The 15,972-nt window shown below is 42.5% G+C and carries 8 protein-coding genes; 1 reads left to right on the forward strand and 7 read right to left on the reverse strand.

Annotation, left to right across the window (positions count from 1 at the left end; all coding sequences use genetic code 11):
• Nucleotides 1-11: 11 nt before the first annotated feature.
• The 7 genes from AC59JO_RS03470 to AC59JO_RS03500 all read right to left on the reverse strand — a co-directional run bounded on the left by AC59JO_RS03470 (nucleotide 12) and on the right by AC59JO_RS03500 (nucleotide 14,693).
• Complete coding sequence (locus AC59JO_RS03470) at nucleotides 12-1,844, reverse strand: sodium:solute symporter family protein (protein ID WP_497303441.1); 1,833 nt, start codon at nucleotides 1,842-1,844, stop codon at nucleotides 12-14.
• 258 nt (nucleotides 1,845-2,102) lie between these two features.
• Nucleotides 2,103-2,981: an AraC family transcriptional regulator gene (locus tag AC59JO_RS03475; RefSeq protein ID WP_413669214.1), complete on the reverse strand. Its 879-nt coding sequence runs from the start codon at nucleotides 2,979-2,981 to the stop codon at nucleotides 2,103-2,105.
• 84 nt (nucleotides 2,982-3,065) lie between these two features.
• Nucleotides 3,066-3,608: a carbohydrate binding domain-containing protein gene (locus AC59JO_RS03480; RefSeq protein ID WP_497303443.1), complete on the reverse strand. Its 543-nt coding sequence runs from the start codon at nucleotides 3,606-3,608 to the stop codon at nucleotides 3,066-3,068.
• A 60-nt stretch (nucleotides 3,609-3,668) separates the two neighbouring features.
• Nucleotides 3,669-4,829: a hypothetical protein gene (locus AC59JO_RS03485; RefSeq protein ID WP_497303445.1), complete on the reverse strand. Its 1,161-nt coding sequence runs from the start codon at nucleotides 4,827-4,829 to the stop codon at nucleotides 3,669-3,671.
• Between the two features lie 7 nt (nucleotides 4,830-4,836).
• A complete protein-coding gene (locus AC59JO_RS03490; protein WP_413669217.1) occupies nucleotides 4,837-6,501 on the reverse strand; it encodes a RagB/SusD family nutrient uptake outer membrane protein in 1,665 nt (554 codons plus the stop codon).
• Nucleotides 6,502-6,519: 18 nt separating this feature from the next.
• On the reverse strand, nucleotides 6,520-9,681 hold the full coding sequence (locus AC59JO_RS03495; protein WP_497303447.1) for a SusC/RagA family TonB-linked outer membrane protein: 3,162 nt from the start codon (nucleotides 9,679-9,681) through the stop codon (nucleotides 6,520-6,522).
• A gap of 860 nt (nucleotides 9,682-10,541) precedes the next feature.
• Nucleotides 10,542-14,693 (reverse strand): two-component regulator propeller domain-containing protein, encoded by a 4,152-nt coding sequence (locus AC59JO_RS03500; protein WP_497303449.1) that lies wholly within the window; start codon nucleotides 14,691-14,693, stop codon nucleotides 10,542-10,544.
• Nucleotides 14,694-15,165: 472 nt separating this feature from the next.
• Between AC59JO_RS03500 and AC59JO_RS03505 the strand changes: the two genes are divergently transcribed.
• Nucleotides 15,166-15,972 carry an MlaE family ABC transporter permease gene (locus AC59JO_RS03505; RefSeq protein WP_413669220.1) on the forward strand — a complete coding sequence of 269 codons (807 nt, stop codon included), beginning with the start codon at nucleotides 15,166-15,168 and terminating at the stop codon, nucleotides 15,970-15,972.

Genomic DNA, 15,972 nt, shown 5'->3' on the forward strand with positions numbered 1-15,972 from the left:
TATATCTTTTATCAATAGTCTTTTAATTTATCCCACCAGGTTTTTTTCAGAATAGTAATGGTAACCACCAGTATAGCTATGGTAACTATGAGGGATGTTTTTTGTGCCAGTATCAGGTACATGGGCAGTATGGTAAGGCTGCATTGCGTAATGGTGCCGATAACCACATTGAACATGTTAAGCTTAAAGTTTTTGTTGGGCACAAATGAAGGATCATTCTCCATCACAAGCGCCTTAACAGGTCCCCAAACGCCCCACGGCCTCACCGTTGTATAAAACGACTTCAACACGGCCAGATCTGTCGGCGCTGTAGCATACGAACCGATAACAGAGCCCGCCAGCGAGATAGCAAACAACACCGGAAACCAGTACAACAACTCAACCGAAGGGATAATAAGCGAGAAGATCATCGCTGATAAAATTCCCGAAAGCATTCCATAAAAAAAGCCGTTGGCGTTAAAGCGCCACCAATGCCATTTGAGTACGTTGCTGGCTATATACCCCCCATAAAGCGCCGATACAATCCATTGCAGCACACTGTTCACATCTTTTACAAAAAAGCCCAATATCACGCCTACCGCTACCACAAAAACGCCTACCAGGTAATTTGCAGTAATGATTTTTTTGGTTGATGCCTTTGGGTTGATGTATTTAAGGTAGATATCATTCACGATGTAAGCCTGCGCTGCGTTCATGGTGCCGCTGAATGTGCTCATGAAAGCCCCAAGCAAACCCGCCAGCAGCAAGCCCACTAAACCTACCGGTAAAAAGTTATTGATAACAGCCGGCAGGATGCGTTCAAAATCGATAACACCTTTGGCATCTTTCAAATTCATTTGGTGATAAAAAAGAACGCCGAGTATGGTTAAACTTATAATAAGCGCATAGCGGATAGGCAGCAGGATGATATTTACAAAGCCGCTCATTTTGCTGGCCTCTTCAGGCGAACGGGTGGAGAGGATCTTTTGCATATCATAATTAGGCGCCGGCCCGGCTACTGCCGAAAAGAAGCCTTTAAAAGTCATCATCATAAAAAACAGGCCGAACAGCGAATAACCATCTGACTTGATCTTATCGTTTACCTCGCTGATGATCCCCGTCCAGCTCAAGCCAAGGTTTTTACCGAAGAAGGGGCTATACCAGCCATCGGGTACATTGAGATGATTTCCATGCAATTTCCCTGCGGCAATAAAGCTGATCCATACGCATGCCACCGTCATTATACCATATTTGATCATATCGCCCAGCACAATACTGTGCATGCCGCCTATGATAGAGTAAAACATGGCGAACAGCGTAAATATGATCCCATATACATGCGGTACATACTGAGGCGCTACGCTGAAAGGCACATAAGCTTTAACCAGGTCCCAGGGGATAAATATTTCAATGAACTTGCCCAAACCAATAAACCCGTAAGCCAAAAAGCCGAAACAACTTAACAGCGCAAAAGCGATAACCACCACATTTGAGCCTGTTACCCCATGGCCGGTTTTGCCGAAGCGCGTTGCCAGCCACTCGGCACCGGTAGCCGCGTTTGACCGGCGCAGCCAGCGCGACAGGTACATCATTAAAAACACCTGGTTAAATACCGGCCAAAGCCAGGGGATCCAGATGCTTTTCATACCATAAACAAAGCACAGGCTTACCATCCACATGGTACCGCTGATGTCGAACATATCGGAGGCATCGCTTAAGCCCAGCTTATACCAGGGTAAAGATTTGCCACCCAGCATATAGCTTTCCTTGTTTTCACGGGCCTTTTTACGGTACCATAAACCAATAAAAATGGTGCTTAACAGGTATAAAACTATAATGGCAACATCAAGTAAGTGTAACTTCATCTTGTCTGATTTTGTCTGAACCGGAATTTTTTGAATTAAATAATTGTCAGAATACTACAATCCTGGTTTAAAAATGGCCAAATACAATAAATTCGATGAATTCATAAATTCCAAAAATTCGAGTTCAGACACCTTAATTGGCATTATTCAAAAATGAATTTATTATCAACAATTTTATAATACTTTTTTAACATTCTATTTAACTTTACAGACAGGCTGATACATTTTTCCCCAGCTATAAAGCCAAATAAATACCAATTAAATAAATACGCGGTTTCCGGTATAGGTTTCCCTGAATTCTTTGGGGATACACATCTTTTTGCGCTTAAAGATCCTGTTGAAGTTGGAGATATTATTAAACCCGCATTTGTAAGCAATTTCGGCCACGGTGGTTGTTGAGTCGATAAGCATCCTGGAGGCATGACCAAGCCTGATCTCGTTCAAGCTATCAATAAAGGTTTTACCGGTGCGCTTTTTGATAAACCTGCTAAATGAAGCTTCGGGCATATTGGCAATTTTAGCTACTTCGGCAAGGGTAATTTGCTTATTATAGTTAACATTCATATGCTCAAACACCTTCTCAATGCGGCGACTGTTGTAATAAAACTTCTCATTGGTAAAGCTCGGATCCGACAGCATTTTCATATTGCGGGAGATCGACAGATCATGCAGGATAGATAAAAGCTCCAGCACAGAGTCAAAACCACTCTTTTTGTCCAGCATCATTATCCTGTCCTTAAGCGCATAAATCGTTTCCGGCGAAAAGGAAATCCCTCTTTGCGAGCGCTCCAGCATACTTTTCACAAAACTTAACTGATTGCGTTTCAGAAACTTTTCATCAAACAAATCCTTATGAAACTGAATAGTAACCTCGGTTATATCCTCGCTCTGGCATTGGTGCGTAAACCAGGCATGATACAAATTAGGACCAATCAGCGCCAGCTCAACCTCTTCAATAACTTCAATATGCCCGCCCACTACCCTTTTGGCGCCTTTGGCGTTAATTATTAAATTAAGCTCATACTCGTCATGATAATGAAGCGGAAAATCAAATTTCTTTTTTACCCTCGAAAAAATGGTAAAACAATCACTTGGAGTTAGCGGAGTTATCTCCCGCATTACATTACTTGTCATCATAAAATCCCACTAAAAAAGTTTGCTAATTGATGATACTAATTTAACACTTTTATATCAGCAAAATAACGTTTACACAATTAATTATTAATTTTTTGTTACCTCATTACTCATTATCGCCTTCACAGCAACATCGTCAATTAAAAACGTACCTGTAGCGTTACCCATTGCCAAAAGCAATCTAAAACGTATAGCACCTGCGGGTATTAAAAGCTCTTTTGAAGCCAGCTCCCAGGGATGGTCGCCTGTTAGGGTAACAATGTTTACTCCTTCGCAAACCTTTTTATCAGCCTTATCTAAAAATTCAACACTAAAAACTGCGCCATTCCACTCGTCTTTACCCTTTACTACATTGATGGTCTTAAGCCAGGCACTAAATTCCAACTTACCTGCCTTTTTGGGAATTACCACCTGTTGATCGATACCAAGCCAGTTGGTAGCATTAGTTGAGATAATTGCACAGCTGCTTTTCCCGGCTTTCACATCCCATGGCGTAAGTTTTACGCCGCCGTCATTCCAGCCATACATTTCATCTTCAAAACCGCCGTTGGTTACCAGGTTCTTTTGGGCCTGTACATTGCCTGCCAGCAGCAATAGTACCACACCGGTTATTAAGCTATAAATTTTCATGCTGTTAAACATTTAAAGCAAAGGTCACTGCCTGTTACCCTGGCAGTGACCTCATAAAATTTAAATAAACCCAAGGTCATCAACATAGAAGGTGGCTGGTGCCCCAACTCCTAATGTTTGGAAAGTAATTTCGGATATGGTTGACGGGTTACCCAAACTGCTTAACGGAATAGTGAAATCTGTATAAGCGCCCGGTACAATGGTAAGCGGCACGGCCTTGTCATACCCACCGTTTACAACCACCTGTATCCTATCGCCGGTTTTGAAATTAGTGCCACCGTAGATAGATACCTTTATCGATGTTAAACCCGCTGAAGCCACGTTTAAAGTAGCACCTCCATAGCCCAACTGCAATGCACCATAACCGTTGTCAACATTAACGGCAATGGCATGTGTACCACGTTTTACATGGGCTGTACTGGCATAGTCGCGGGTACTGCCGTAGCCATCGTAGCCACCACCGTTGCCGCCCCAGTACAGGGTAAGATCATCACCGTAAATTAAATATTTGAAACCGAACGAAGCTGCCGACTTGGTTGTACCGCCCGCCGTAGTAACGTACACATAAGCCTGAACAATACCTGCCGGTACTTTAACTTTTATTTCGGTAGCTGTTGGTGTACCTACAATTTCGGCAGGAGTGTCATCAAACTTAACACTAACAACATCATTGAACACGCTGCCGGTTATGGTTACAATATCACCGGCACCTGCGGCAAGCGGCGCAAATGAGGTAATTACCGGAGGAGGCTGTGCTATGCTGAAATTATAATCAACCTGGCCCTGCGTAGTAACAACGGTAAGCTTGTTTGACTGACTTGGGCCAAAAGGTACATTAGCGTTAATAGTTACAATAATGATTTTATCACTTACCAAGGCGGGATTAAAATAAACCTCAGTACCGTTAAAATACACATGAGTTGTGTTCAGCAAATTTTCACCAACGATAGCATATTGGGTGTTTAAACGCCCCTGTGTTACTGTCGAGTCAAATTTAACGAGTTTAATATCGTCATAAACGTTGGACGAATCGAGGTTTACCGGGTGCGATACATTTTTAATCGTATCCGTTTTACTGATATACCTTACCCTGGTAATTTTAGGCGCCCCGGTGCCACCGGTACCCCTATCGTTATATTTACGGCACGATGCCATACCAAACACCATCAAAACCGACAGCATCCAGTAAAATGATTTGGATTGTTGAAATATCTTTTTCATGGTTTGATTATTTAAATACATAAGGTACCGGTGCGTCTTTTAACTTAGGATTTGATGCTACTTCGGTAGCGGGATATGCCAGCCTGAAATTAGCATCGGTAACGGTAGAATTATATTCGTTACCGTAACGTTGAGGTGGGGTACTGTTGTCAGACGTTCCCCTGTCCTGATTTTTGATGATGCTGATAGCTATCGGGTGCGAGGTTACATTATATCCATCCAGGCGGCCCAGATCAAACCAAAAATCGTTTTCAAAAGCAAACTCGCGCCTTCTTTCGTCCAGGATATCGTCCCTGTAAAGCTCTTTCGGTGTATTGGCCGGGGCTCCTGCCAGTTTAAGTGCCGGGTTTGGCAGGTAATAACCACGCTTAATAGTGGTAAGGTTACCTAAACCCGCCCTGTTCCGGATTTTGTTGATGGCCGCCAAAGCTTCCGGATCACTGCTGGTTTTAGCACCGGCCATAATAGCTTCGGCCTTGATCAAGAAAACTTCGGCGTAACGCATCATGTAGGTATTGTTGGCAGCAGATTGCGCCGCCCCCAAACCTCCGTTATCAGCAGGGGTACCAACTACGTATTTTTTAACCTGGGCATGCGTACCTTGCGAGTTGGCATTGTCGGGCAAAGTATAACCGCCCGCGGCCTGGTTTATTTCAGGATAATGATCGCCCGGAAGCATAATGGTTGCTTTCCTGCGTAAATCGCCCGATTCATACATGTCCTGCAGGTCGAAGGTTGGGGCTAATACACCATAACCATCCCCGGTACCGGTTATTACCGAATTGTAAGCAAATGAAGCCTGTTGCGGGTTGCCTTTTCCGTAACCGCCTGTAGCCGACCATTGCAACTGAATAATAGACTCTTCATTGTTGTTGTTGGCTGTCAGATACAAATCGGCAAAGGTTTTACCGGCTACGTCAACACCATATAATTTAAACTCGCCGCTGCTGATCACCTTATTGGCCTCGGCCAGTGAGTTTTGGTAATCCTGCATGTATAGGTAAACTTTGGCAAGTAACGCTGATGCCGATCCGCTTGAAACACGACCTGATGATTTACCGCTCCTCGGTCCCATTTTAGTGAGGTTATCCTCAGCAAACTTCAAATCGTTAACAATAAACTTATACACATCAGGGATAGGGTTGGTATTGATCTGGTAGTTTGATACATAATCCAAACTATTCTCAATAATTGGCACCGGCCCCCATGTCCTTACCAGGTGGAAATAAGCTAAGGCACGGAACAGGTGCGCTTCGCCAAGGGCATTGTTTATCACAGCCTTATCAACCCCGGCACCTACTTTTACGGGCAGGTTATTGATCAAAGCGTTGGCCTGGGCCACTACAATGTATAGTGAGTTCCATGCGCCTCCCAGCTCAAAGTTGGCATCGGTTACCGAAAAATTTTCAAAGTTTACCACATCCGATGAATAGGTACGGCCATTGCCTCCCATCAGCTCGGTTATTGACCAGCCCGCTTTACCGCACCAGCCAAACCATACCGCACTATACAAATCATTTGTACTGGCAACCACCTGGTCGTTAGTTTTATAGTAGTTATCCAAAGTGATGGCACTTTGCGGCGGACGATTAAAGAAGTCCTTTTTACAGCTACTTGCCGTAACACCTGTTACAACCGTAAGCCCTAATAAATATTTTATATATCTTTTCATATCAAGTTCATCCAAAAATTAAAACTCAGCGTTAACTCCAAATGTGATGGTACGAGGTGAAGGGTACCTGCCGATATCAACACCGTTTAAAAACGCATCCTGGTTTATTGACCCAATTTCCGGATCGAGGCCTTTGTAAGGTGTAAACACGTACAGGTTTTGGCCGCTTACATAAACTTTAAGGCGGTTAAGTTTGATGTGCCTGATCCATGATAGTGGCAGGTTATAACCAAGACTTACATTTTGCACCCTCAGGAACGATCCGCTTTCGATAAACCTGTCTGAATTTTTCAGGTTAGGGTTATCACCGCCGCGTGGGGCCGGGATGTTTGAATTGGGATTTTGGGGCGTCCAGAAATTAGCCACCGAAGCCAGTTGATTTTGGTAAAGGCCTGATAAGCCACTGATAGAATAGTTGAGCACGTTAAAGATCTTAGCGCCGTATGATCCATTAAGGAAGAACGAAAGATCAAATGATTTATAGCTGAACGAGTTGGTGATACCGTAAGTAAATTTAGGGTTACCACTACCCAAACTGGTTTGATCTGCTTCGTCAATTTTACCATCGTGGTTTAAATCCTTATATTGAATATCACCCAACCAGGTACCTGCCGAGTTATTAGCCACCGGGCGGCCAAACTGGACAGGTGCGCTGCGCAGCTGATCGGCAGTTTTGAAAATACCCTGAACTTCATAGCCATAAAACTCACCTACCGGACCACCAGCTACCGTACGGGTAACCGGTAACGACAGGAAGCTTACGCCAACACTCCTGTTGATGAAGGGCACACCATTGGCAAGTGATACAACTTTGTTTTTATACTTTGAGAAGATCAGCGTAGTGTTCCACCTGAAATTAGTTGTGGCGATGTTTCTTGAATTGATAGTGAACTCAATACCACGGTTATACAATTTACCACCGTTAACATAAGGCGGAGCAATTACGCCCGTGCCCGAATATTCGGCACTTTGGCCTAACAGAAATGCCGGTAATGACGCCTGGAACAGGAAGTTTTTTGAAGTTTTATCAAAATAATCAACACTTGCATCAACCCTGCCGAATAAAGAGAAATCAATACCGATATCGGTTTGGATAGCCGTTTCCCAGGTTAGGTTAGGGTTCGCCACTTTATCAATAGTAAAGCCTGTACCCAAACCGGTAGTTAACGAATTTAAAGCAGAACCGTAAAGGTAATTTGGTACGGCCTGATTACCAACCTGACCATAACCTACTCTTAGCTTCACGTTATCAGCAATTTTCTTAATTCCAGCCAGAAAAGGTTCTTCAGATAAACGCCATGATACTGCGAATGATGGAAAATAACCCACCTGATGCCCTTCGGCAAATTTTGATGATTTATCACGACGGATAGTAGCTGTGATACTATACTTATTGTTGTAAGTATATATGGCGCGTGCAAATTGCGACTCAAGTGCCTGACCATCTTTATACTCTCCGTTAGTGGCCGTTTTCGCATCACCCAGGTTCAGGGTTTTAAGGTCATTACCTAAAAAGTTCTGAACACCGGCGTCAACGCCACCCCAGGTTGATTCGTTAACTTCATAACCCAATAAACCTACCACATTATGTTTTTTGCCGAAAGTGTGATTATAGTTTAAATACTCCTGCCAGCCCCAGTATACAGTATTGGCAATGTATTCGTTAAGCTTTGCAGTTGGATTAACAAATAAAGGCCCGTAGCTATACGATGGTTGAAATACTTTAGCGTTTGACCAATTGAAATCACCGTTTAACTGGCTTCTTAATGATAGGTCGCGGGTAAATTTCATTTCGGCATAAACGCCTCCGTTAAAATTACTGCGCACCAGGTTATTGTAGATACTTAGTGCCTGGGCTACCGGGTTAATTTGCCCGCCCTGTTGATTAGCCTGTGGCAGCGGACCAGAAAATGATCCGTCCGCATTACGTACCGACTGATCAGGCGCGCTTAGCAAAGCACCGTAAATAACACCGTTATTATCACCGATTGACACATTTTGATTAGTACGACTACCGGATATGGTAGTACCTACCTTCAACCAATCCTTCACCTGCGAATTGATATTGGTACGGATGGTGTAACGTGTAAAGTCGTTACCCAAAATTGTACCTAACTGCCTTAAGTAACCGCCAGAGATATAATAGTCTGTACCTTCCTTACCTCCTGATATAGATACCTGGTGACTTTGCATGGGCGCATTCCTGAAAATTTCATGCTGCCAGTTGGTACCGTTACCCAACAAGCTTGGGTCGGCAAATTCGCCGCGTTTTTGAACACCGATAACATCGGCAATGGCATTTTGCAATGCAGCATATTGCTGTAGGTTCATCATCTTTAAAAATTTGCCCTGCTCCTGGTAACCCACATAGCCATCGTAATTAACGCGTGCACTACCGTTTTTCCCCCTCTTTGTGGTGATGATGATCACACCGTTTGATGCCCGGCTACCATAAATTGCCGTTGCAGATGCATCTTTCAGCACATCGATAGATTCGATGTCGCTCGGGTTAATCAACGCCAGCGGACTTACTGCATTCTCATCATTGTTAGATGTTAATTGCGGTGAACGGCCACTGGTTGATTTATTGGTAGCATCACCCGAAATAGGCACACCATCAATAACATACAGCGGCTCGTTTGATAAGCTTAACGATGTAACACCACGCACCCTAACCGAGGTTGAGCTACCCGGAGCACCCGAGTTTTGGGTGATGGTTAAACCTGCGGCCTTGCCTTGCAGCAACTGATCGACACTCGGCTGCGGAATATTGGCTATATCAGCTGCTTTTACTGATGATATAGCACCGTTAACATCCTGCCTCCTCTGCGATCCGTAGCCAATAGCTACCACATTAACATCAGTAAGCGCCGTAGTTGTTGATTTAAGGGTAATTGTAAATGCTGTTTTGTTACCTATGGGCACCTCTTGTTTTTCGGTACCGATGAAGGTAAAAACAAGTATTTTGGCGTTGGCCGGTAAAGCGAGACGAAATTTACCGTCAACATCGGTAATCACTGTCGTCTTACTATCTTTAACAGCAACTGTAACGCCTGGCAGGGTGACGCCCTTTTCGTCTGAAACTGTTCCCTGTACCACCGTTCCCTGGCTTTGTGCCATCCCCCGGACGCACATAAACATTAAGGAGAACAGGAAGGCTATTCGTAGAATTTTTCCCATAATTGATTGTTAGTTAATATTGATTTATTTAGATTTTAAGCTCTTAATTATACAGACTGGATAATACCGCGTCTTCCCTTGTCCGATGCCTGATCTGCCGGAATAAATTATCTATCCTCCGTAATGACATCTCCGTTTCATCAATTGATATTGACGGATTATCCTGTTAATAAATTGGTTTGTTACTTATTAGGTTTATATCAACCCTTGCCCTGGCAAATGATTGTGGTTAATATTGATTATAACGATGGTAAAATTATATGCAACAAACAGCCCGGTTGTGGATAAATAGGGGTACAAATGTCAACTATGCATAACTATTTAATAATCAATAATTTAATATAGAATATTGCCATAAAAAGGTTGTAACAGTTACAAATGTGCACCCTTTGATATGATTTGTAATGATATTTTAGTGCGATAATAGTATCACCAGATGCGGTTTATTGGGAGATAAAAGAAGGTGATTTTAAAATGAAGAGATTCCGCCATCTCCGGATCAAACCCATAAATATTTGAAAGTAAATTTTGAGGTGAAAGGTCATTAGCACCATGTCATTGCGAGCGCAGCGTGGCAATCGCACGGAAGCATAGCCGCTCTGCATAGTATGCGATTGCTTCGTCGTTCCTCCTTGCAATGACATGGGTCTTTTGTATTTCCAATGCTTGTATAATAAAGGAGTGATGTCAGCGCAAATGAACTTCTACTAAAGCTGGAAGCTTTAGTAATGCTAATGCTACACCACGGGTTACGCTATCACTAAACCCGCGACAGTGAAAGCCATTAATCCAAAAAATCCGTTTAATCCCGGTTCAGAAAAAATCAGCGAAATCAACGTAATCAAGAAAAAAATCAACGGTCACTCCTGGCCCATAGCATCCAGGTATTTTGACGGGATACTGTTAAACTCGGCCTTAAAGGTACGCACAAAGTATTTCTGGCTCTTGAAGCCAACCTTATGGCAAATTTGAGATATGGTAAGGTGACCGGTTTCCAGCAACTGTGCGGCACGTTTCAAACGCATGGAACGCACAAGTTCGTTAGGAGTTTTACCGGTCATTTGAAGTATCTTTTTATAAAGCGTGTAACGGCTTACAAACATCTCGCTGCTCAACTCTTCAACAGAGAAATTAGGGTTAGAGATATTGGCATCTATCAGCATTAGTACCTTTTTAATAAACATTTCCTCTGGCGAATCCACGTGCAACTCGGTGGGTGTAACATCTACCTGCTTTTGGTAGGTTTTGCGCATTTTTTCCTGCTGGCTGAGGATGTTCTTTATTTTAGAATGCAGGATCTCAAAATTGAAGGGCTTGGTCATATAATCGGTAGCGCCGGTTTCCAGGCCTTTGATCTGTTGCTCCTCTCCCGTTTGAGCTGTAAGCAATATTACCGGGATATGTGATGTACGTGAGTCTCCCCTGATTTTACGGCATAAGTCGATCCCATTCATTTCAGGCATGCTGATATCGCTTACTACCAGGTTGGGGTGCTGGGCCAGCGCCTTTTGCCAACCTTTTTTACCGTTTTCGGCCTCGATAATATTAAAGGCATCCTTCAGATTATCTTTAATGTAAAATCTGAAGTCCTCATTATCTTCTACCAATAGTACCGTCGGTTTCTTGATATCTCGTGTTTCCTTTTGCTGGGCAGGTTTTACCTGGTCAGCATCCGTCATAAATTCCGTACTATGCTGCAAATGATATTCGGTATCAGTAAACAGTGTTTCATCAACCTTTTGCAATGGTAATATTACTGTGAAGCAACTCCCCTGATTATGTTCGCTCTCCACAAAAATCTCGCCCTGGTGCAGCTTCACAAACTCCTTAGTAATGGCAAGCCCGATCCCGCTGCCCTGATTTAACATAGAACCGGGAATATCATGTTGAAAGAAAGGGTCAAAGATCCTTTCCCTTTTATCAGCCGGGATCCCTATGCCGGTATCCACCACCCTTATCTCCAATAGGTACCCGGTATCTTCATCGCAGCGTTTCAGGTTAAGCAACACGCTTACCTGTCCTCCCTCATGTGTAAACTTGTAAGCGTTTGAAAGCAGGTTAAACAGTATACGCTCAATTTTATCATGATCAAAACTGGTAACAAACTCTTCGTTATCGGTATCAAAAACAAATTTGATGTGCTTTTGATCAGCTATATCGGTAAACGACCACGACAAATCTTTAATAAAGTTGATAATGTTACCCGATCGTTTATACAATTTAAGTTCCTGGTATTCCATTTTCCGGAAATCCATTAGCTGGTTAACCAGGTTGAGCAGGCGTTTGGCGTTGCGGGTGATCATCGTAAGTTGGCGCCGCGTTTCGGGTTCGCTTACCTGTTTCAGAATCTTATCAACCGGTGCCATAATAAGCGATAATGGCGTACGGAACTCATGGCTTATGTTGGTAAAGAATTTGATCTTCATCAAATCAAGTTCATGCATACGCTGGGCTTTTTCCCGTTCTTTTTCAATAGTGAATTGCTCCCGCAGCTTTTTGATGCCCCTCTGCCTGAAATAAAACAGAGCTCCAATACCCAGCAGACCGTAAATCACATAAGCCCAGGTAGTTTTCCAAAACGGCGGCAGGATTCTGATATGCAGGGCTATTTCTTTTCCATTCCAAAACTCATTTTGAGTTGCCCGCACCTTAAAGGTATAATCACCGGGCTCAAGGTTGTAGGTGGCCTTCCGGAGCTTATTATCAACAGAGATCCAGCCATCATAAAAACCTTCCATAGCATATTGCAGCTTTACCTTATCGGGATTAAAAAAGGTAAGCGCCGCAAATTCAATCGAAAATACGTTTTGATCGTAGTTAAGTACTATTTCCTTAAGCTCAGAAATGGATTCAGGTAATATTACCCTGCCGTTAACCTTTTCGCCTACGCCAAGGCTTTTATCAAACAGTTGAAAATCGGTAAACAGTAATGCCGAACTGCTTTTGTTAAAATGCAGGGCCGATGGCTTAAAAATATTAAAGCCATTACCTCCGCCAAAAATCAATTCCCCTTCACGGGTTTTTACCGATGAATTTTCGGCAAACTCGCGCCCCTGCAAACCATCGGCCTCATTATAGTTTATGAAATTGAACTTAAGTTGTGGCTTGCTTCTGTTTACAATAATATTTGAAAGCCCGTTTGGTGTGCTCACCCATATATTGCGGTTTTCATCTTCCCTGATATCGATAGTTGTATTATCGGGCAGGCCATCCTGTTTGGTAAGGGCTGTAAATTTTTTAGTATCCGGGTTAAAAATATTAAGTCCTTCGCGGGTACTGATCCATATTAATCCCCGGCTATCTTCTAAAATATTATTGGTATTGTTATTTACCAGGCTGTTAGGATCTTTATCGTCATGCAGGTAATGCATAAATTTGTTATCCTTCTGCACCAGTACATCAACACCATAAGCAGTTACTATCCATATGTTTTTACGCCTATCCTCAAGCAAGGCACTTATGTAGTTTGAATGAATGTTATTTTTGCTGATATCTCCGTCAAACTTATAACTCGCTACTATCTGCCTGTTTTTATCGAGCTTATTTAAACCGGCCGACAAAGTGCCTACCCAAAGATTTTGTTCGCTATCTTCCATAATAGAACAGATCCTGTTTTCAGAAATGCTGTTCGGTACCCCATCGCTGTGCTGATAATGTTTAAATGTTTTACCATCATAACAATCAAGGCCGCCATAATAGGTGCCTATCCACAGCTTTTGCTCGTGATCAACAAATAAGCAAACCACCACATTATTACTGAGGCTGTTTTTATCATTGGCATTGTGCAGGTATTGTTTAAAGCTTCCGGTTTTACGGTTCCAGTAAATAAGGCCGCCGCCGTTTGTACCAATCCAGATATTGCCCAGCTTATCTTCGGCAAAATTATTTACGTCGCTAAAGGGCAGGCTGTTTGCATCGCTTAAGTGATGTGTATAACCTGCAAATTTGATAATGCTTGGATGGTAATAGCTAAGCCCTCTTTTGTAAGTTCCACACCATACAATGCCTGAGTAATCGCGATAAACACAGGTTACACTGTTTTGCCCCACTGTTTTGTCATCATCCTCGCGGTTTAAGAGGTAGCTTAATTTAAAATCCTGCTTATCAAGCAGGTTTATACCTCCATGATCTGTAGCTATCCACATCCGGTTTTGATCGTCCTCGGCCAGGTCCGATACTACATCCGTATTCAAACCAACACCGGCCTGGCCTTTGCCAATATGCTTAAAGATGCCTTTTTGCATATTGAGGTAAAACACACCCGATGAATAGCTTGGTACAAATACCCAGATATCATCCTGCCTGTCGATATATATTTTGTATGACGAGCTCAGGCCCGGAGGCAACTCACCCAAAGCTCTGCGGTAGTTAACTTTGTAAGTAACCGGATCAAGCCTTTCCAAAACCCCTGTGCTGGATACCAGCCAGATACCTTTCTTTGAATCGACAGAAAGATCGGTAACCAAATTGGAGGAAATGGAACTACCGTCATTATCCTTATGCACCAGGTTAGTAAGTAGTTTTGCTTTGGGATCATATTTATATACACCCTGATTTTTATTATGGTGCAAAAACCAGAAATCGCCAAACCTGTCGCTTTTAATGGCTGCTATGTAAGGGTCATACAGTTTTATTTTATACAGGAAATCTTTATAGTTGCGGGTAAATTTTTCTGTCGCGGGATCATAAATATTAAACCCCATACGGGTCTCGATCCAGAGCTTATTTTCCGGGCCGGGGGTTATACTAACTATGTAGTCGTCATCTAACGTAGTTGTATCATTACTGACATGTTTAAAGGTCTTGATCTTGTAACCATCATACTTGTTAAGCCCCGACAGGGTGCCAAACCACATAAAACCTTTACTATCCTTGTAAACGCAGTTGACCTGGTTATGAGACAATCCGTTGTTAATATCAAGCCTTGAAAACTGAAATGGGTTTGATTGCGCACTTAAAAATGCCGGCAAATACAGCATAGTAAGGCAACATATCAAAATTTTACACTTCATTAACTATATTTTAGGGGCTGTGTTACGCTATATAAATTTTAACTTTTAGGTTTGCAGGCAAATAAGTTTAAACATTTAACCCAAATGGTCAAAAGGATTTAATTAGCCGTAATTTAATCTGCCATTAACACTGTATTTGATAATTTGCCTGCTTAAATACCGGTACCGATTTTGGCCGGTGTTTTGCTAAAGCATTTATAATTGGTATATTATCAAATGTACTTTTAATACACAGGTAAGATATAATACTTTTTTTACATTATTTGGTTTTAAATTAACAAAAAGGTTTAAATCATTACTACAAACAGCACAATAAAGCATTGATACATAATACTTTTATTTCATTTTATCAACCGGGCAAAGGTTTTCAAAACGATTTAAAAAGTGTTTTCAATGAAATAAAATAAATACGGCAAACAAAGCCCGGCGGGTTTTGTAGAAATAACCGTATATTAATACAAGTACCTATTGAATGGATAATACGCAAAGCATACCCAGGCATCCAAAAAGGTTCTCTAAGCTTAAGCAAAGCCTGAGCGACTTTTTTTTGACGCTTTATAAGATAAATCAATTTATCCTCCGTTTTTTCAGGGAGGCCTTTGTACCACCTTTTGAACTTAAAGAAGTTGTACGCCAGTGCTATGAAGTAGGAGTACGTTCATTTACGCTGATATCTGTTACCGGTTTTATTGTTGGCGTTATTTTCACCAAACAATCAAGGCCATCATTATCCCAATTTGGGGCCGAATCATGGCTGCCCTCCCTCGTATCAATAGCTATCATGCGTGCACTTGCGCCGTTGGTTACCGCATTAATTGCATCGGGAAAAGTAGGGTCAAGTATCGGCGCCGAGCTGGGATCGATGCGTGTTACCGAGCAGATAGATGCCATGGAGGTATCGGGTACTAAGCCATTTAAATACCTGGTATGTACCCGCGTACTGGCTACTACGCTTACTATTCCAATTTTATCAACCTACACCGGTTTTGTGGCCTTGTTTGGGGGTTATTTAAATGTTACCCAAAACGAAGGCACCACATGGACAACCTTTATCCAGGAAGTTTTTGAACCCTTAACCTTTACCGATTTTGTGGCATCGCTCATCAAATCAATTGTATTTGGTTTTACCATAGGTATTGTTGGTTGCTACCAGGGTTACAACTCAAACAAGGGCACCGAGGGCGTAGGTAAAGCAGCGAACGGCGCGGTAATTACTGCCATGTTCCTGGTGTTTATTGAAGAAGTTATTATTGTACAGATAACCGGCTGGTTCCGCTAA

The organism is Mucilaginibacter sp. A5337, assembly GCF_059690695.1.

Excerpts from the sequence above, each read along its gene's own strand:
- AC59JO_RS03490 (WP_413669217.1), bottom strand. The coding sequence starts at position 6,501 with ATGAAAAGATATATAAAATATTTATTAGGGCTTACGGTTGTAACAGGT.
- AC59JO_RS03505 (WP_413669220.1), top strand. The coding sequence starts at position 15,166 with ATGGATAATACGCAAAGCATACCCAGGCATCCAAAAAGGTTCTCTAAG.
- AC59JO_RS03495 (WP_497303447.1), bottom strand. The coding sequence starts at position 9,681 with ATGGGAAAAATTCTACGAATAGCCTTCCTGTTCTCCTTAATGTTTATG.
- AC59JO_RS03470 (WP_497303441.1), bottom strand. The coding sequence starts at position 1,844 with ATGAAGTTACACTTACTTGATGTTGCCATTATAGTTTTATACCTGTTA.
- AC59JO_RS03500 (WP_497303449.1), bottom strand. The coding sequence starts at position 14,693 with ATGAAGTGTAAAATTTTGATATGTTGCCTTACTATGCTGTATTTGCCG.
- AC59JO_RS03480 (WP_497303443.1), bottom strand. The coding sequence starts at position 3,608 with ATGAAAATTTATAGCTTAATAACCGGTGTGGTACTATTGCTGCTGGCA.
- AC59JO_RS03485 (WP_497303445.1), bottom strand. The coding sequence starts at position 4,829 with ATGAAAAAGATATTTCAACAATCCAAATCATTTTACTGGATGCTGTCG.
- AC59JO_RS03475 (WP_413669214.1), bottom strand. The coding sequence starts at position 2,981 with ATGATGACAAGTAATGTAATGCGGGAGATAACTCCGCTAACTCCAAGT.